Origin of the sequence: Pararhizobium sp. DWP3-4 (genome assembly GCF_049898205.1) — a bacterium.
Taxonomy (GTDB): domain Bacteria; phylum Pseudomonadota; class Alphaproteobacteria; order Rhizobiales; family Rhizobiaceae; genus Pararhizobium.
The window spans coordinates 20,163-37,151 of sequence record NZ_JAFCXF010000002.1 but is presented as its reverse complement, the minus strand read 5'-3'; the positions used below and the strand labels follow the sequence as shown (position 1 = coordinate 37,151).

Genomic DNA, 16,989 nt, shown 5'->3' with positions numbered 1-16,989 from the left:
GAAATGTTTTGAATTTTCAAAAGCCTGCCGCGCAGTCCAAAGCCAAGTGGTTGGAAGGCAAGGCGCGACGCCTATAAAAAATGAAGCCCCCCCTACGCGGCCAGATCCGCGTTAGGGACGTTTTTCACCGACGTCACGTCCGTCATCACCTTCCTGTTCATGACGAAGAAGGCAAGGTTGGCGGGGCTGCGCAGGAGGAAGGCCGGGTAATGTGATACCAGCTTGGTAAAGACCTTGGGGTCAGGAAGAAACCGTTTCGCCGCCCCACGCAGGAGCGCATAGACATAGGCACCCTCATACAGCCTCTGCCTGAAGGCGATGGTTTCGACATCCATGGAATAGATGCGGGCATTGTTGCGCATGTAGTTGTACTGGATGGCAAGACAGCCCTGGATGCTGACCGATTTCGGGCTTTCCCAGGAAACGTTCGACCAATAGAGATTGAGGCCTTCGCCGCAGCTCACATTGACCCGCAGGTCCACCGCCGTTGCGTTGTCAATCGACAACTCGATCCAGAAGATGTGATCCTCGCCCGCACTTCTCAGCGAGGTGTTGAACCGAAGGTTCGGGTTTTTGCGGAAATTGTAGACGACCGTCGATGTCTGTGGCGGGCACTCGCGAATCATTGTCCGCGTCAGTTCGCCGGCAGCGAAAACCTTCACCATCTGCGACTGTCCAGCCCCCCGATTTTGGCTGAGGGCCTGCCATGTTTCGGGCAGGCAGCGGAAATAGTCGCCATAGTGTTTGCTTCTGACGTGATTGCAGAAGAAGAAATCGCTGTTGCGAAGAGCAGACAGCGCCCTCTGGATATGAAGAGGGGTCCAGATGTCGTCGGAATCGAGGAAGGAAATGAAATCGATCTCTTCGCCGGCAAGGCTGTCGAGGCCCGTGTTTCGCGCTCCGGCAGGGCCGGAATTGACCTGCGTGATGATGTTCAGCGAATGGGCGCCCTTGAACGCAAAGCCATCCAGTTCCTTGCTTGCAGGGTGCGGTGAAGCATCATCGACGACGACAACCTTCAGCGTAACGCCGGCAGGCAGCTGCTGCATGTCGACTGATTCGAGCGCCCTGCGCAAAATTCCGTCTTCTGCCTGATAGAAAGGTATTATGATAGCAATATTGGTCATCTTTTTAAGCCTCACACTATATCTACTAGCAAGACTCTCTACCGAGAGTTGATTTTTGTTTCTTGAATTCTTCGTTGCGTAATGAGCGAAAACAAACAAAAATATTGCGCTTTGTGCCTAAATTTCAGGCAAGAAAACCATCAAATTTGTGACAAAAAGATGAAATTTTGTCTTCGTAATCAATTTGTAACACAGTTTTAATCTTGTTATTCTTTGGATACACCAGATGTTGTGGATGAGCAATAGTAGTTGACACGAATGTAACCGCGCGGCCCTGGCCTTTATTGGGGGGGAAATCAGTGCAGGCCAAGGGACGGTATCCCGAGGCTTGAAGCATGTCCTTGCCGCCCCCCTGCCATGTTGAATGGCCCATGCACCGCCGGATCGAACGTCAATGTGGCATCCGCATCACGCGACCGACCGGCCTGCCGCCGGTGTTTCCCGATATTGAGACAGCATGCCGTAGCCGCGTCTTAAACAGCGGCAGAAGGCCCCGTGCCGCATTTTCCGTATGGACAACAGGATCGTAACTTTATAACAACCGTGAGTGTTACGTTATTACATAAATATTTTGCAGGAGAACCTCATGCTGATCCATCTTGGCAAACCGATGCGCACCGCTGCCGTTCTGGCGCTGACGGCGCTGTCTCCCCTTCCGGCCTTTGCCGATGACCATAAGGAAACATGGCGGCTGTTCGTCGCCGATCACAGCCAGCCGGTGGTGCGCGCACTCGATGCGGCAAGCGGCGGCGAGCTCGGCCGTTTCGATCTGGGTGGCTATGCCGCACTGTCCGTGAGCGAGAGCGGCAAGTCCGTTTTCGCGGTGCAGGGCGACAAGGACACGGTGCAGGTCATCGCGTCGGGCATCGCCCTTTCCGATCATGGCGAGCATCGCGATATCGAAATCTCCGACCCGAAACTGCTGTCCGGCGCCATCTCCGGCAAGAAGCCGGGCCATGTGGTCACGCATGGCGACGATGTGGCGGTGTTCTACGATCGCGGCGGCAAGGTCGATCTGTTTCAGGAAAGCGCGTTGCTTGAGGGCAAGGGCAATGCCGCAAGCATCGATACGACGGCCGCGCATCACGGCGTCGCCGTGCCGATGGGCCAGCATGTCCTGGTTTCCGTACCCAACATGAGGACCGAGGTGAAGCCGGACGAGCTTCCCCCACGGCTCGGCTTGCGCATCGTCGACCGGGCGGGCCAGCAGCTGGGAGATGTGGCCACATGCACGGGCCTGCACGGCGAAGCGACCTCGGCGCGTCTGGTCGCCTTCGGTTGCGCCGAAGGGGTTCTCATCGCCCGCCCAGGTGGCCTTGACGGCCCGAAGCTGGAGATGATCGCCTATGGCAGCGATCTGCCGGAAGGCAAGGTTTCGACCCTGCTCGGCGGCCGGTCGATGCAGTTCTTCCTCGGCAATTACGGTGAGGACAAGGTCGTGCTGATCGATCCGGAGGCTGCGGCACCCTATCGCCTCGTCGAGCTTCCCACCCGCCGCGTCGATTTCATCCTCGATCCGGCCAATCTCCGCAACGCCTATATCCTGACGGAAGACGGCCAGCTGCATGTGCTGGATGTCGTCAGCGGCGAGATCGTCCGGTCCGCCGGCGTCACCGAGCCCTACAGCAAGGATGGCCACTGGCGCGACCCGCGTCCGCGGCTGGCTGTTGCCGGCGATCGCATCGCCATCACCGATCCCCGCCACAGCCTTGTACGGATGATCGACAGCGAAACGCTGAAGGAAACCGCGACCATTCCGGTCGAGGGCATGCCCTATGCGATCGTCGCGGTCGGCGGCTCTGGTGCTACGCACTAAGCGGCGGCGGATTGAAAACGGCGGCACCGGGAAGCCCCGGTGCCTGAAATGAAAACGGCCCGCACACTTCTTGGAGGTGCGGGCCGTCGCTGCCCAGGCTGATTATTTGCAGCGGCCGGCAAAATTCGTCTGGTCCAGAACGCCGCCATTGAACGTCAGAACCTTGCCTGGCGCCTGCGTCAGCGATCCGCCGCTCCACCCGGTATCGACCTTGCAATTGCTCGGGGTGTTGGTGACGGTGACATTGCCGGTCAGGTCGAGCGATGGGCCCGAGAAGTAGAATCCGGCCTTGCCAGCCTTATCGACCGTCACATTGTTGAACGCAATACCGCTGACAGGCCCGCCAAGGAACTCGAAGTCGCTACCATAAACATAAGCACCATAGGTTCCGGCATTGGTGATCGAGACATTGTTGAAGGCGATGTCGGAAACCGGGTTGAGGAAGATGCCGGCATTGCGCGTGCCGTCGATCATCAGGCCATCGACATTGACATCGGTGGTGACGGCGCCCTCCGGCATGCTGCTGGAGGTCACCAGCATCAGGCCGTTGATGCCGCCCTTCAGCACCATGTCGGTGATCACGACATCGCGCGTGCCCTGCAGCACGACAAGATCCATGTCGCGGTCCTGCATCGAGTTGTCGATCGTCACCTTGTTGAGATCAACGTCGCTTGCAGCGACGAACAGCAGGCCTTCGCGACGTGAACGCGAGATCGTCACGTTGTCCAGCTTGATATTGCTGGCGGCATTGATGATTGTCGGCTCCCAATCGATGTTTTCGATCGCGCTACCGGCGAACACGCCGTAGGTCACGTTGTCGATTCGGGTATCACGGACAGTCAGGTTCTTGGTCGCATGTGCGCTGACGGCAGCATAAGGTGCAAGGTTCGGTTTAAAGACCGAGAATTCGCATTGCGTGCTGCTTTCGCAGATGTAGAGATCGTGGATGCTCGAATTCTGGATGATTGCACCATCCACCCGGTTGAAACGGATGCCGTCATGGCTGGTGCCGGAAATGTCGACGCGGTCGATCATCAGGTTGGAAGCACCGGTGCTGCCGATGCCGGCCAGTCCGCCGGTGATCGACAGGGTCGAGACCGCGCTGTTGGATGCCATGGTGACAACGTCCTGGGCCGGATTGTAGCCGGTCAGCGTCGTGGCGGCGCCCTCGTTCTGGAACCAGCCTTCGCCGCCGCTGGAGGCGCCGCGCAGGCTGAGAACACCGCCGCCGCCGAGCAGCACCTGGCCGTTGTTCAGCGTCAGCGACTGGTTGAGCCCGACCGTGCCATTGGCAAGGATCAGCGCGTTTTCGCCGGCCGCAGCGATGATGGCGTTGATGGCGGCTGCATCGCCATTGGCGGCGGAGACGCCGACGACAGTGCCGGCGGTCAGGCCGTTCAACGCGATAACCGCGTTTTCAAGGTCGCCCGTGGCGCCACGATGGGTCTCGATGGTGCGGTTGCGCTCGACGCGCTGCGTCAGCGGGTCGAACGGATCGGCCGGGCCGGTCGAGGAGGAAGCACCGAGCGGGACGCGCAGCCGCGCCATCGCCGCACCCTTGAAGTGGTCTTCGTTGTCATAGGTGCCGGAGGCGCCGATCGTCACCGTCGATCCACCGGGAAGGCCGGGCAGGTCGGCAAAGGACAGTTCGGCGCGCAGCTTGGCGCCCAGCTTATCGTCGAGATTGTCGCCGCCATAAAAGTAGCTGCCGGCAAAGACCTTCAGCTGCACCGTGTCGCTGGCGGCCGACAGCGGTACGCGAAAACCGGCCTCGATATCGCCACCACGCCGGGCGCGTTCCATACCCTCTCGGAACATCAGCTTGCCACCATCGATCTCGCCGCGGCCCATGCCGGCGAGCGCGTGATCGCTGCCGAGCGGCAGATAGATGTTGGCGCGCGTTTCGAATACCGGCCCGAGCGCTTCCACACCGACGGAAAGCTGGTTGAACGAATGGTCATAGGCGCTGTTCAGGTAGTCGTAATAGCCGTAGATGCCGACGACCCATTCATCGCTCGCCCGCGTGCGGTAGCCCGCGCCGATCGAACCGCGCCGGACGCCACCCTCGATGAAGGCGCCTTGCGTATCGATGAACAGTGCACTGCCCGAATCAAGCAGGATGGGCAGGAAGAAGCCGCCGCTGGCGCTCGAATCGCCGCTCCGCCAAGTGCCGTCGATTTCCACCGAAGGGCGCCAATCGGCGGCGCGCAAGGGAAGTGGCGCAACGCTCGCAGTAGCGAGTGCGTATGCAAGAATTCTCTTATTTTTCAAAATGCTAACCCCTGGATAAATATTCGCAATGGCGAATGTCCGGGCGGGGTAGAATACTTGACAATATTAGTCAATTTTAAGGGGCGGATTGATACGATCCGTCGCAGGCACCTGTTGAAAACGTTGAGGCGAGGTGCCGCCGGGGCGTCAGCCGGCCAGTTTCAGGCCGATGCCCCAGGGGTCGATCAGAGAGACGGTATCGCCGTTGCGCGTCACCGGGATCTCCAGTTCGTCGAGCTTGGCGACGGCGTTCTGCAGCTTGGCCGGATCGTTGAAATGCACGGTATAGTCCGACAGACCGGTCATGTTGGCCTGGCGTTTCGGCGCGCCGCGCGAATTCCAGATATTGGCGCCGACATGGTGATGGTATTTGCCCGAGGCAAAGAAGCTGGCGCCGGGATAGCTGGCCATCAGATCAAGCCCGAGCACATCGCCGAAGAAGGCATTGGCCTGCGGGATATCGGAAACCTGCAGATGGATATGGCCGATCGCCGTGCCGCCGGCCATGCCATTCCACTTGTCCTTCGGGGCCTGGTCATAGAGCGCCTGCAGGTCGAGCGGCAGCGTCGCCATCTTCACCATGCCGTCCTGCAGATAGGTCCATTCCTCGCGCGGCCGGTCGCGATAGACCTCGATGCCGTTGCCTTCCGGATCGCCGAGATAGATGGCTTCGGAAACCAGATGGTCGGAAGCGCCCTGAAGCGGCACGTTGTTCTGGGCGATATGGGCGAGCCAGCGGCCAAGCTCGGTACGGTCGGGCACCAGGAAGGCGGTGTGGAACAGGCCCGGCGCATTCTGCGGCGCGATTGCCGCATTGCCCTGCGTCGTCAATGTCAAAAGCGGCCGGCCGGCAACGCCGAGCGTTTCGCCGCTTGCGGTCTTTTCGATCGGCGAAAGCCCCATGATCGTCTGGTACCAGGCAGACACCATCGGCAGGTCGCGCACCACCAGATGCGAATGATCGACATAGGCGGGCATGCGGACGGCGTGGTCTTCGGCTTGAACGGTCATGGACGTGCTTCCTGCCTTGGCTGTGGTGACGGTGCCTCCGGTGACCAGGGCCGTGGCCGAAAACTTCATGAACGTGCGTCTGTCGAAGCTGGCCACTGGTCCGGTCCCGTCTGATCGTGTTGCTGGACTATATGACGCGCGCGCGGCGTTCACGGAAGATGCTGAGTTGAGGATGTACTGTTCTCACCCTGTTGACAATCGCCTGCGACCGTATGGCGGGTTGTGACTTTTGCCGCCGCACACCTATATTGAATCCATCCGCGCAATGCGGCGCAAAGGTTGGCCGTCAGCGGCCATCACGCGCTGCGCTCGCTGCGACGAACCCGAGGAGACAGTCATGTATTCGAGAATTATCGTGCCGATCGCCATGGATCATCTGGAGCACGGCGAGAAGGTTCTGGAGCGCGCCAAGTCGCTTGTCGACGAGGGCGGCGAGATCATCCTGCTCAACGTCGTCGAGGATCTGAACGCCTATGCCCAGGGCTATATGATCGTCGATTTCCCGCTGGAACTGATCGAGGCGTCGCGTGACCATGCCAAGAAGACGCTGACCGGCCTTATGGAAAAACATGGGGTGACGAACGGCCGCGTCGAAATCCGCATCGGCGGTGCCGCCGGCGTCATCAACAATTTTGCCGAGGAGGCGGAAGGCGACCTGGTCATCATCGCCTCGCACCGGCCGGGACTGATCGATTATTTCATCGGCTCCACCGCCAGCCGCGTCGCCAGCCACTGCAAATGCGCGGTGCTGATCGACCGTTAGAACGGAACGCCGCGGTTGCCGAACCGTCTCTGAGAGTGGCAGGCGCTATTCGGCCAGGGTAGCGCCTGGTTCCGATGCAAAACGGATGCGCATCCATCGCTTGCAGATGTCGAACAGCGCGATGTCTGCAAGCATGCTGCCTGCCCCGGCGATGCGGAACGTGCCAGCCACCATCCCGCAGCCTAATTCGGCCCGGCAGATTGTATTTTCCCATGTACTAAAAGTCTAACTTGCGATTTATATTTGTTCTGACGGCAAAAGAGCAGGAACCGCGCTGGCCGATACCCGTCAGCGCTTCAGGAGGGGACGAGGAAATGTCAGTTCAATTGGAAGACAATGTCGCGCCGCAAGCACCCGCCTGGCGTTTCAAGCTCGGTATCGTTCTTGTCTGCATCGCCATCGCCATGTGGCTTTGCGTGCCGGTTGCGGCATGGGCAGGGGTGCCGAGCACAAGAATCGCCGCCATCACCGGGGTGATCTTCATCGTCAACAAGGTCCTGCTGCTGCTGGTCATCGCGGTGATGGGCAAGGCTGGCTTTCAGGAGCTGAAGAGGAAGATTTTCGGCGTTTTCCGCCTGTCTGCCGACACCCATATCAGCCGGGCGCGATACAATCTCGGCCTGGTGATGTTCTGTATCCCGCTGATCTCGGCTTCGTTGGAGCCCTATATCGACGCGTTGTGGCCGGATCTTCGTCCGAACATGTGGCAGCTGCAGTTGCTGGGCGACGTGATGTTCCTTGCCAGTTTCTTCGTCCTCGGCGGCAATTTCTGGGACAAGATCCGCTCGCTGTTCATTCGCAGCAGCCGCGTCGTCTATCCCACAAATCCCGCTGCGTAAGCGCTGAAAGTCAAAGGAACGAGCCGTGGCTTCTGAAGAAACGTCAAGCGAACCTGTGCCGGCGCCGGCGCCCGGAAATCCTTTGCGCCGGGTTGCCCTGATCATCGTGGCTTTGGCCCTCGTTCTGCTCGTCCTCTCCATCTTCATGGAACGAAGAACCCCCTCCAGCGCGCAGGCGCAGGTTCAGGCCTATGTCGTCGGCATCGCCCCGGAAGTGACGGGACGCGTTGTCGAGGTCAATGTCACGGACAATTCCCCTGTCGAGGCGGAGCAGGTGTTGTTTCGCATCGATCCGAGCCGCTACCAGATCGCCGTCGCGGAGGCAGAAGCAGCTCTCGAGCGCGTCGGCCAGACGATCGGTGCCTCGACGGCGCAGGTCGATGCCGTACAGGCCCGGCTCGTCCAGGCGCAGGCGAACCGCGACAATGCCCTCGAGCAGTTCGGCCGGGCCTCGGAACTGGTCAAGCGAGGGGTTTACGCACAGGCGAAACTCGACGAAGCCAAACTTGCCCTCGATCAGGCGGAAGCGGCCGTAAACGGTGCGCAAGCCGATCTTTTGAGCGCGCAAGAGGACCTCGGTCCGGCGGGCAGCGACAATCCGCAGCTGAAGGAGGCGCTTGCGGCGCTGCAAAGGGCGCAGCTCGATCTGCTGCGCACGACCGTTCGCGCACCGGCCGCAGGTGTCGTCACCAACCTGCAGCTGTCAATCGGCAAGGTCGTCAGTGCCGGCCAGTCCGCCATGACCTTCATCGATGTCGGTACCGTCTGGATCGCTGCGGCCTTCAAGGAGAACAGTCTCGAAAATGTCACGGTCGGCAACGAAGCCGAAGTGCTGTTCGATGCCCTTCCGGGGCAACTGTTCAAAGCCCGGGTGGAAAGTGTCGGTCTCGGCGTGTCGCAGGGCGGCACCGATCCGAGTACCGGCCTGCCGACCATTCGAAGCGACAGCGGCTGGGTCGCCGAAGCGCAGCGCTTTCCCGTTCGCCTGGTTTTGGACGAAGGCAGGCCGAAAGGGGTTCGCTACGGGTCGCAGGCGACAGTGGTCGTCTATACCGGCGACAACCCGGTCACCAACGCCTGGGGCTCGCTTTGGATCCGCATCATGTCGGTCCTGACCTATGCTGGCTGATCCCGTTGCCGAACAGCGACGCAAGGGGCTGCGGGTCGCGCTCGCGGTCTCGGTGGGCTTCACCGTCTCGGTCGCGATGGGAGCGATCGTTCCGTTTCTTGGGCCACTGTTTGCCGCCCAGTTTCTGCTGTCGAGTTCGCAGCCCATGCCTGCGGGCAAGACGCTCGGCATGGCTGTCCTCATTCTGGCCACCGGCATCGTCATGCTGCTTTTGACCGCGTGGTTCGGCGACCACCCGGCGACCTTTCTCATGGTTCTCGGACTGATCTATTTTTTGTGTTTCGCCGCACAGGCGAGCGGCAAAGGCGGCCCGGCGGTTTTCCTCGTCCTTGTCGTCGCCGTCATGGTGCCGTTGCTGGGTGTTCTCAACAAGGATCTGGCTGCCTCCATCCTGTCGATCCTGGCTTTCGGGGTTTTAAGTGGTGCGGCGATGATGTGGCTTGCCCATGCGGTCATTCCGGAGCCGGCTTCGATCGTGCCGCAGCTGCAACCTCCGGTCCCGGCACCGCCCGGATATCTGCGGGCACTGGCCAACACCGCGATCCTGCTGTCGAGCGTGACGATCTGCCTGACCAGTGCGGCGCTGGGCGCGGCGATCGTCATTCCGATAACGGTGGCGTCCCTGCTGGGGCAACTCGATACGACGGAAAGCGGCCGGGCATCCGTTGGGCTGGTGATCGTCAACCTGTTCGGCGGGATCGTCGCATCGGTCGCCTATGCCATTTTGACCATCCGCCCGAACCTGTTTTCCATGTTCGTCATCGTGCTGGTCGTCTGCCTTTTTGTCGGCGGCCGTGCGGCGGCGCGAAGTGCGGACGCAAAGGTCTACGCCGGTGCGCTGACGACGTTCCTGATCCTCTTCGGGCTCGGCGTTTCGCCCTTGCCCGGCAGTGCTGCGGAATCGTTTTCCACGCGGATATTATACGTCGCCGGCGCGATCGTTTTCGTTTTTCTGACCACGGCTTTGCTCTGGAAGCGTCCGTCGGCGAGAAGCGTGGCCGCCTGAGCTAGCGGGACGCCGTAAACGCCGCCGGTCGCTCCGGCAACGCGTTTGATCGGCAGGACGCCGATGCACCGCCGCGTCGAAGGAGGACGGCAGAACAGCTGATTCCGCCCTGCCGGTGTGTGGGCCTGTCGCAAATGTTGATCTGCCGCCCTGTTCCAGCCTTAACCCCCTGTCAAATTGTTATCGTTATCGGCTTGCCGAGCGCTCCGGTTGACGGCAAAGTGCGATGGCGGTTTGCCGAAGGCAGGGCCGTCGTGCCAACGAACCGAATGAAATGTTGAGAGGCTGGACGTGGAAATCAAGGGCATCAAGTGGAACTACGATCGCTCAGAGCTGATCGCCGATGGCGTCGTCCACGGCGTCGGGCTTGCCTTCGCGCTGATCGGCGTCACCGCGATGATCTTCTATGCCAGCGTCTGGAGCACGTCGGGACAACTGGTCGCCGCCTGGATCTATGGTGCCGGGCTGGTGGCGACGCTGTCGATTTCCTTCCTCTACAATCTCTATCCGGTATCGCAGACCAAATGGTTCCTGCGCCGTTTCGATCACTCGTCGATCTTCATCCTCATTGCCGCCACCTATACGCCTTTCCTGCAGCGCGGCTGGGACGATCCCTTTCTGTTCGGCATGCTGATCGGCATCTGGTCGATCGCCATCGTCGGCGTCTTGATCAAATGCGTCTTTCCCGGCCGCTTCGACAAGCTGGCGATCCTGCTTTATCTCGCCATGGGCTGGAGCGGCGTCTTCGCTGCCGGCCCACTGTTGTCGCAGCTGACGGAAACGACGATGATCCTCATCCTGGCTGGCGGCGTCATCTATTCGCTTGGGGTGATTTTTCACGTCTGGGAAAAGCTGCGCTTCCAGAATGCGATCTGGCACGGCTTCGTCGTCACCGCCGCTGCCGTGCACTATTCCGCCGTTCTCACCTGCATCAGCAGCGCGTCGAGCTGAGCGGCCGATCCGGTCCCTGCTGACCTTCGGTTATGCGGGAGAGCCGCGTCCGGCCCACAAGCGCTGGCAATCGAGCGCCAGCGCCAAAATACGCGCAATGATATCGACAGACGTCTGCGGCGATGAAGGCCGTTGGCCGGGCGCAAATGCGATCCCGATGACGGCATCTTCGCCCGCCGCAGCCGGCACAGGCCAGAAATCAAACCGTGAGGCCACGGCCGGGTAGACACCCGCACGCGCCACGGATCTCATCACCAATGACGAACGCGCTGCATCAAGATCGGCCGCCTGAAGCTCCAGACCACCGGCGCTGTTGACGGACACGGCCTCATTCCCGGTCATCAGGATCACCACGGCGGGAACGTTGAACAGCGCCGCAAGTGCCTTGGAGGTGATGGAAACGACAGCTTTCGTATCGGCGGCCGCCCCGATGTCGCGGCTATAGTCTTGCAACAGGGTGGCCTGTTTCGTCAGGAGGGCGGCGTTGGTCGCCCTGCGGCGCGAGGTGAAGGCAACGCTGCTGACGATCAGCCCGACGAAAAGGAGCAGTGCGATCGCCCAGACATTGGCGGGGTCGCTGACCGCCAGCGTGTAGCGCGGCTCGGTCAGGAAGAAATTGTAGGCGAGCGCACCCAGGATCGCCGAGCAGATGGAGGCTCCGAGCCCGTAGATCACGCCGGCGATGATCACTGGTATGACGAAAACGAGCGAAACGTTCGGGATGCTCATGCCGCTATCGATGCCGATAGCCACGACCGTGGCGGCAGCAGTCATGAGCACTGAGGCAAGATAACCCGTCAGCGCCAGCGCTTGCGATGGAGCCTCGACAAGAAACGGATCATCGGCCCGCAGGCTCGCCATTTCCCTGCCCAGCCCGGATTCAACATGTGTCATTGTTCAACTCCCGCCAATGTTATGCGGTCCTGCCGCCGGAACGGCGGACGCAGCTGCGATAGACGCAACGATTATACACCCGGTGCCATTTTGACGTGAGTGAAACGTGGGGTGAGTTCCGCCGGACTGAAGAAACTGGCGCTACTGCGCCGGTTCGCCGCCCGCGAGCATCTGCAAGACAAAATCCGCCCGTTCGGCAATGCCGGTCTTCGGCAGAATGCAGATGTCGTAGCCAAGCAGGCTGTAGGCAGCCAGAAGCCGGTCGTACTCTGCCATAGCGGCATCAAGGCCGTGACGCCGCTCTGGATCTGTCACATAAATCTCCGGCCATGGCGGCACCAGGAAAACCCGTTTGTGATAACGATCCGCCTGACAGAACCTTTCCAATGCTGGTTCACCGGTAACGTGCTCCAGCGCTGCGGCGGCATCGACCAGCCCCCTGTCGAAGAACACCCAGCCCTCATATCGGCTGGCATCATCCCGATCCTGAAGCGCCATCACCACGGCGCGGCGGGCAAAGGCGGTCATGTCGATCCAGGGCAGGGCAGACCCGCTGCCCTTCGTCTCGTCTTCGACAATGCGCCGGCCCGGCTCCTCGACAACCGCGTATCCACGATCGAAAAGCGCTGCCAGCAAGGTGGACTTGCCGCCGCCCGAGCAGCCTGAAATCACCACAAAACGGTTCATGAAATTCTCTCTGTTGCGGACCGGAGCCCATTTAATTCGGCGCGGCGGCCGGTGCTGATGTCGGCGCCTGATTGCATCCTGCCGCAGGGCGCAGGGATTTCACCATGCGGCCGACAAGGCTGTTATAGGCCTTTAGCGTTTGGCGCGGGTAGGTCAGCTGAAAATAGGCAATGCTGCCGTCGCACAGAGCGACCGCCCGGGAATAGAGGATATCGGCGCCCCTTGCGCCGGAATAGCTTGCCCATCGCGGCGTCACTTTTTCATAAGTGATCTGCCAGCCTTTCTGATTGTCCCAGATGATGCGCTGGCGGATATCGGCCGCAAAAGCGCCGTCCTCGACATAAGCGCCGTAAATCAACAGTCTGGCGCCGTCCTTTGCGTCAAACGTTGCGCCGTCGCCATTGTCGCTTTCCGCTGTCAGCGTGAAACCGGGCGGCACGTCGGCACTATAGTCGAAGCGCGGATTTGAATAGCGGGTCCAACTTTCCGCTGCCAAAACAGGAATTGCGATGAAAAGACCGGCGATCAGCAAGAGCGCATGTTTCAAGACTGTCTCCCCCATCAGCATGGTGCTGCAAAGCCCTTAGAAACGGAACGCTGCAGACCCGGCGAATATTCGCGATCGGCCGCAGGGCTGTGCACATACAGCGGCCCGATATAAACCGGCAACAACTCACTCCGGCTCGAATGTCAGCGCGACACCGTTCATGCAATAGCGCAGGCCGGTCGGCGGCGGGCCATCGGGAAAGACATGGCCGAGATGGGCGTCGCAGTCGGCGCAGCGAATTTCCGTCCGGCTCAGGCCGTAGGAGGTGTCGTGATGTTCCGTCACCGCGTCGCCGGAAATCGGTTCGAAGAAACTCGGCCACCCCGTTCCGGAATCGAATTTGGTCTGCGAGCGATAGAGCGGCCGGTTGCAGCAGAGGCAGTGATAGACGCCTGTTTTACCCAGCGCGAAATCCGGACTTGAGAAGGCCCGCTCGGTGCCGTGCTGACGGGTGATGCGGTATTGTTCCGGGGTCAGCTGCGCCCGCCATTCCGCATCGGTCTTTTCGACTTTCAGGGTGTTTTTCTCGTTCATCGGCTTCTCCGTGACGTTATGGCGCAGGACATAGGACGAACTTCGGCGGCGGCAATTGCCGTCACGGGCCTGACGATAGATTTGGCGTCGGAACGCAGCCGGCGTTTTGGGGACCGCAACCGGGGAATAGGATCTGTATATCCCGCCGTAACCTTGAGTTTGCCCATCGCTTGCCTTATTCCCAACGGTAGACACTGTGGCATTTGCGTGCCGCGCTTCCTGTTTTCCGCCGCCCCGCGCACGAAAGGACCTGCTGACCCATGAATGTCACCGACCTGACATTTCTGGCCCTCTGCCTGCCTTTTCTCGGCGCTCTTGTTGCACCCCTGCTGACACGAATGCTTGGCAGCAATGCCGCCTGGGTGCTGGCCCTGATACCGGCTGCGATCTTTGTTCACTTTGCCGGCTTTACGGCCGAGATCGCCCAAGGCACAGCCGTGACCGGCGGCTATACGTGGGTCCCGTCCTTCAACGTGCGGTTTTCCTGGCTGATCGACGGCCTGTCGCTGAGCTTCATGCTGCTGATCTCGGGCATTGGTGCGCTGATCGTGCTCTATGCCGGTGGATACCTCAAGGGCCATCCGCACCAGGGCCGATTCTTTTCGTTCCTGTTGATGTTCATGGGATCGATGCTGGGCCTGGTCGCCTCCGACAGCTTCCTGATGCTGTTCGTCTTCTGGGAACTGACCTCGATCACCTCGTTCCTCCTGATCGGCTTTGATCATCACCGCGAGGCCGCGCGCCGGGCCGCGTTTCAGGCGCTGGTCGTCACCGGCGGCGGCGGGCTGTTCCTGCTCGCCGGCCTGATCGTTTTGTGGCAGATCTCCGGCGTCACCCAGTTCTCGGCTTTGTCGTCGCTTGGTCCGGTGGTCAAGGCGAGCCCGCTTTATCTCGCGGCGCTCGTTCTGGTGCTCGGAGGCGCTTTCACCAAATCGGCACAGTTTCCGTTCCATTTCTGGCTGCCGAACGCGATGGAAGCGCCGACCCCGGTCTCGGCCTATCTGCATTCGGCCACCATGGTTAAGGCGGGCGTCTATCTGTTGATGCGGCTCAATCCGGTGCTGGGCGGCACGCCGGAATGGCAGCTCATCCTGCCGGTATTCGGTGCCGCCACGCTCCTCATCGGCGCGCTGCTGGCCGTGCGCCAGACCGACCTCAAGCTGATGCTCGCCTATACGACGATGTCGTCGCTCGGCCTTCTGGTGATGCTCACCGGTTTCGGTGCGCCCTATGCGATCGAGGCTGCGGTGCTCTATCTCGTCGCCCATTCGCTGTTCAAGGGCGCGCTGTTCATGGTCGCCGGGATCATCGATCACGAGACCGGCACGCGCGATGTCACCCAGCTTGGCGGTCTGCGCTCGGCCATGCCGCTGACCTTTGCGATCGCGCTCGCTGCTGCCATCTCGATGGGGGGGCTGCCGCCATTCTTCGGTTTTCTGGCCAAGGAGGAGGTCTACGCGGCCCTCTCGGCCTTCGGCCCCCGGTCGGTCACCTTTGCGGCGCTGGTGATTGCCGGCAACGCGCTGATGTTCGCCGTCGCTTTCGCCGTTGCGCTGAAGCCATTCGCCGGCACGCGGGTCGCAACCCCGAAACATGCCCATGAGGCGCCGCTTCTGCTGTGGCTCGGGCCCGGCATGCTGGCGCTTGCAGGACTTGCAGCCGCGTTCCTGTCCGGCACTGTCCACGCGTTGATTTCGTCGCCGATGGCATCGGCCATCGCCGGCGAAGCACGCACCGTCACCATGTCGCTCGAGCCGCATATCGGCGTACCGCTTGCGTTGTCGGCAGGCACCGTCGTGATCGGCATTGCCCTCTATCTCGGCCTGGCGCGGGTGAGGGCGGGCGTGGCGTCGGTTCTCGACTGGATCGGCTGGGGTCCGGATCGCGGCTTCGACCAAGCGATTCGCAGCCTCCTTCGTGTGTCATTTGCCGTGACCCGGCGGCTGCAGAACGGCCGGCTGGATACCTACATGACCGCGACCTTCGTGATGGTGGCGATCGTCCTTCTCGTGCCGCCGTTCTTGTTCGGCGAACTGGCACTGGCACCGGTGTTTCCCTCTATCCCCCTGCACGAACTGGCGATCATGATCATTGCGGTGATCGGGCTGTTTGCCGTCGTCCTCGCCAAGGACCGGCTGACGGCGATCGTATCGCTGGGCATCCAGGGCTTTTCGGTCGCGGTCATCTTCCTGCTCTATGGCGCGCCGGACTTGGCCTTCACCCAGTTCATGATCGAAACGCTGGCGGTCGTCATCCTGGCGCTGGTGATGACGCGGCTCAGGCTGTCGCCGACCGATCACCGGCCGTTCCGCCAGACCCTGCCGGATGCGGCGATCGCCATTGCCTGCGGGCTCGGTGCCGGCCTGCTGCTGCTCAAGGTGACGCAGGGTCAGTTCGATACGGCGCTGTCGGATTTCTTCGCGCACTATTCGAAAACCGTTGCCCACGGTGCCAATATCGTCAACGTCATCATCGTCGATTTCCGCGGCACCGATACGCTGGGCGAGATTGCCGTGGTGATGATCGCCGGGCTGGCCGTTCTGTCGCTGGTGCGCCTGCGGGCAGGCGCGATGCGCCGCATCGCCGATAACGATCCGGATGCAGAGGAGGGTGGCCGATGAAATCGCTGATCTTCCGCACCATCGCCCCGGTGATCGTCAGCGTCATGGTGCTGTTTTCGATCTTCGTGCTGTTGCGCGGCCATAACGAGCCGGGCGGCGGTTTCATCGGCGGCCTGATCGCCGTTGCCGCCCTGTCGATCTATGGCATCGCCTTCGGCGTCGAGACGGTTCGGCGGGCAATCGTCTTTCATCCCCTGTCGGTCGCCGGTGCCGGGCTGCTTTTGGCAACATTGTCCGGCCTGTTGTCGATGGTCTTCCATGTGCCGTTCATGACCGGGCTCTGGGTCTATCCCGTGGTTTTCGGGCAGGAGATCCCGCTGTCGAGCGTCATGACCTTCGATATCGGCGTCTATCTGGTCGTCGTCGGCGCGGTCACTTCCATTGCCCTCTCGCTTGAGGAAAGGGGAGAAGACTGATGGAACCCGTTTTCGCCGTTCTGACCGGCATCTTCCTCACTGTGGCCGTCTACCTGCTGTTGTCGAAACTCATCATCCGCATGCTGCTCGGCGTCGCCATCCTCGGCAATGCGGTCAACCTTTTGATCTTCACCAGCGGCCGCATCATGCGCGAGGTGCCGCCGGTGATCGGGGCAGGACTGGATGTGCCGGCTGGCGCCACCGCCAATCCCTTGCCGCAGGCGCTGATCCTGACGGCGATCGTCATTTCCTTCTCGTTCTTCGCCTTCCTTCTGGTTCTGTCCTGGCGCGCCTATAGCAGCCTTGGAACGGACAATACCGATGCGATGCGCGTGGCCGAGCCGGACGACGTCCAGCCGCCGCCGCTTGGATACTGA

The 16,989-nt window shown here is 61.1% G+C and carries 17 protein-coding genes; 9 read left to right on the top strand and 8 right to left on the bottom strand.

Annotation, left to right across the window (positions count from 1 at the left end; genetic code table 11):
• Positions 1-92: 92 nt before the first annotated feature.
• Entirely contained in the window at positions 93-1,127 is a 1,035-nt protein-coding gene (locus ACP7E6_RS05280) for a glycosyltransferase family A protein (RefSeq protein WP_426228640.1), read from the bottom strand.
• A gap of 124 nt (positions 1,128-1,251) precedes the next feature.
• A complete protein-coding gene (locus ACP7E6_RS05275; RefSeq protein WP_426228638.1) occupies positions 1,252-1,500 on the bottom strand; it encodes a hypothetical protein in 249 nt (82 codons plus the stop codon).
• Positions 1,501-1,713: 213 nt separating this feature from the next.
• Here ACP7E6_RS05275 and aztD point away from each other — a divergent pair, with 213 nt between their 5' ends.
• On the top strand, positions 1,714-2,943 hold the full coding sequence (gene aztD, locus ACP7E6_RS05270) for a zinc metallochaperone AztD (protein WP_426228637.1): 1,230 nt from the start codon (positions 1,714-1,716) through the stop codon (positions 2,941-2,943).
• Positions 2,944-3,045: 102 nt separating this feature from the next.
• Here aztD and ACP7E6_RS05265 read toward each other — a convergent pair whose 3' ends face one another.
• Together ACP7E6_RS05265 and ACP7E6_RS05260 are read right to left on the bottom strand one after the other, a co-directional pair.
• Entirely contained in the window at positions 3,046-5,214 is a 2,169-nt protein-coding gene (locus ACP7E6_RS05265) for a right-handed parallel beta-helix repeat-containing protein (RefSeq protein ID WP_426228635.1), read from the bottom strand.
• 147 nt (positions 5,215-5,361) lie between these two features.
• Positions 5,362-6,225, bottom strand: coding sequence for a VOC family protein (locus tag ACP7E6_RS05260; protein ID WP_426228633.1), 864 nt, complete (start codon positions 6,223-6,225; stop codon positions 5,362-5,364).
• 337 nt (positions 6,226-6,562) lie between these two features.
• On the opposite strand from ACP7E6_RS05260, the gene ACP7E6_RS05255 reads away from it, so the two are divergent.
• The 5 genes from ACP7E6_RS05255 (at position 6,563) to trhA (ending at position 10,913) form a co-directional block, all read left to right on the top strand.
• On the top strand, positions 6,563-6,988 hold the full coding sequence (locus tag ACP7E6_RS05255; protein WP_426228631.1) for a universal stress protein: 426 nt from the start codon (positions 6,563-6,565) through the stop codon (positions 6,986-6,988).
• Between the two features lie 314 nt (positions 6,989-7,302).
• On the top strand, positions 7,303-7,827 hold the full coding sequence (locus ACP7E6_RS05250; RefSeq protein WP_426228629.1) for a transporter suffix domain-containing protein: 525 nt from the start codon (positions 7,303-7,305) through the stop codon (positions 7,825-7,827).
• 25 nt (positions 7,828-7,852) lie between these two features.
• Entirely contained in the window at positions 7,853-8,956 is a 1,104-nt protein-coding gene (locus ACP7E6_RS05245; protein ID WP_426228627.1) for an HlyD family secretion protein, read from the top strand.
• Positions 8,946-9,962 carry a DUF2955 domain-containing protein gene (locus ACP7E6_RS05240; protein WP_426228625.1) on the top strand — a complete coding sequence of 339 codons (1,017 nt, stop codon included), beginning with the start codon at positions 8,946-8,948 and terminating at the stop codon, positions 9,960-9,962. The genes ACP7E6_RS05245 and ACP7E6_RS05240 overlap by 11 nt, the downstream gene beginning before the upstream one ends.
• Positions 9,963-10,253: 291 nt before the next feature.
• Complete coding sequence (trhA, locus tag ACP7E6_RS05235; protein WP_426228623.1) at positions 10,254-10,913, top strand: PAQR family membrane homeostasis protein TrhA; 660 nt, start codon at positions 10,254-10,256, stop codon at positions 10,911-10,913.
• 30 nt (positions 10,914-10,943) lie between these two features.
• On the opposite strand, the gene ACP7E6_RS05230 is transcribed toward trhA, so the two are convergent.
• The 4 genes from ACP7E6_RS05230 to msrB form a co-directional block, all read right to left on the bottom strand.
• Complete coding sequence (locus ACP7E6_RS05230) at positions 10,944-11,807, bottom strand: DUF4118 domain-containing protein (protein WP_426228621.1); 864 nt, start codon at positions 11,805-11,807, stop codon at positions 10,944-10,946.
• Between the two features lie 141 nt (positions 11,808-11,948).
• Positions 11,949-12,494: an AAA family ATPase gene (locus tag ACP7E6_RS05225; RefSeq protein ID WP_426228619.1), complete on the bottom strand. Its 546-nt coding sequence runs from the start codon at positions 12,492-12,494 to the stop codon at positions 11,949-11,951.
• 31 nt (positions 12,495-12,525) lie between these two features.
• Positions 12,526-13,041 (bottom strand): hypothetical protein, encoded by a 516-nt coding sequence (locus tag ACP7E6_RS05220; RefSeq protein ID WP_426228617.1) that lies wholly within the window; start codon positions 13,039-13,041, stop codon positions 12,526-12,528.
• A 126-nt stretch (positions 13,042-13,167) separates the two neighbouring features.
• Entirely contained in the window at positions 13,168-13,575 is a 408-nt protein-coding gene (msrB, locus tag ACP7E6_RS05215; protein ID WP_426228615.1) for a peptide-methionine (R)-S-oxide reductase MsrB, read from the bottom strand.
• A gap of 260 nt (positions 13,576-13,835) precedes the next feature.
• Between msrB and ACP7E6_RS05210 the strand changes: the two genes are divergently transcribed.
• From ACP7E6_RS05210 to ACP7E6_RS05200, 3 genes are read left to right on the top strand one after another with little or no spacing between them, the layout of a single operon-like run.
• The gene (locus ACP7E6_RS05210; RefSeq protein ID WP_426228613.1) at positions 13,836-16,196 is read left to right on the top strand and encodes a putative monovalent cation/H+ antiporter subunit A; all 2,361 of its coding nucleotides are present in this window, start codon (positions 13,836-13,838) and stop codon (positions 16,194-16,196) included.
• The gene (locus ACP7E6_RS05205) at positions 16,193-16,612 is read left to right on the top strand and encodes a Na(+)/H(+) antiporter subunit B (protein WP_426228611.1); all 420 of its coding nucleotides are present in this window, start codon (positions 16,193-16,195) and stop codon (positions 16,610-16,612) included. Before ACP7E6_RS05210 ends, ACP7E6_RS05205 begins: the two co-directional genes overlap by 4 nt.
• Positions 16,612-16,989 (top strand): Na+/H+ antiporter subunit C, encoded by a 378-nt coding sequence (locus ACP7E6_RS05200; RefSeq protein WP_426228609.1) that lies wholly within the window; start codon positions 16,612-16,614, stop codon positions 16,987-16,989. Before ACP7E6_RS05205 ends, ACP7E6_RS05200 begins: the two co-directional genes overlap by 1 nt.

Excerpts from the sequence above, each read along its gene's own strand:
- ACP7E6_RS05280 (WP_426228640.1), bottom strand. The coding sequence starts at position 1,127 with ATGACCAATATTGCTATCATAATACCTTTCTATCAGGCAGAAGACGGA.
- ACP7E6_RS05275 (WP_426228638.1), bottom strand. The coding sequence starts at position 1,500 with ATGGGCCATTCAACATGGCAGGGGGGCGGCAAGGACATGCTTCAAGCC.
- aztD (WP_426228637.1), top strand. The coding sequence starts at position 1,714 with ATGCTGATCCATCTTGGCAAACCGATGCGCACCGCTGCCGTTCTGGCG.
- ACP7E6_RS05260 (WP_426228633.1), bottom strand. The coding sequence starts at position 6,225 with ATGACCGTTCAAGCCGAAGACCACGCCGTCCGCATGCCCGCCTATGTC.
- ACP7E6_RS05255 (WP_426228631.1), top strand. The coding sequence starts at position 6,563 with ATGTATTCGAGAATTATCGTGCCGATCGCCATGGATCATCTGGAGCAC.
- ACP7E6_RS05250 (WP_426228629.1), top strand. The coding sequence starts at position 7,303 with ATGTCAGTTCAATTGGAAGACAATGTCGCGCCGCAAGCACCCGCCTGG.
- ACP7E6_RS05240 (WP_426228625.1), top strand. The coding sequence starts at position 8,946 with ATGCTGGCTGATCCCGTTGCCGAACAGCGACGCAAGGGGCTGCGGGTC.
- ACP7E6_RS05230 (WP_426228621.1), bottom strand. The coding sequence starts at position 11,807 with ATGACACATGTTGAATCCGGGCTGGGCAGGGAAATGGCGAGCCTGCGG.
- ACP7E6_RS05225 (WP_426228619.1), bottom strand. The coding sequence starts at position 12,494 with ATGAACCGTTTTGTGGTGATTTCAGGCTGCTCGGGCGGCGGCAAGTCC.
- msrB (WP_426228615.1), bottom strand. The coding sequence starts at position 13,575 with ATGAACGAGAAAAACACCCTGAAAGTCGAAAAGACCGATGCGGAATGG.
- ACP7E6_RS05210 (WP_426228613.1), top strand. The coding sequence starts at position 13,836 with ATGAATGTCACCGACCTGACATTTCTGGCCCTCTGCCTGCCTTTTCTC.
- ACP7E6_RS05205 (WP_426228611.1), top strand. The coding sequence starts at position 16,193 with ATGAAATCGCTGATCTTCCGCACCATCGCCCCGGTGATCGTCAGCGTC.
- ACP7E6_RS05200 (WP_426228609.1), top strand. The coding sequence starts at position 16,612 with ATGGAACCCGTTTTCGCCGTTCTGACCGGCATCTTCCTCACTGTGGCC.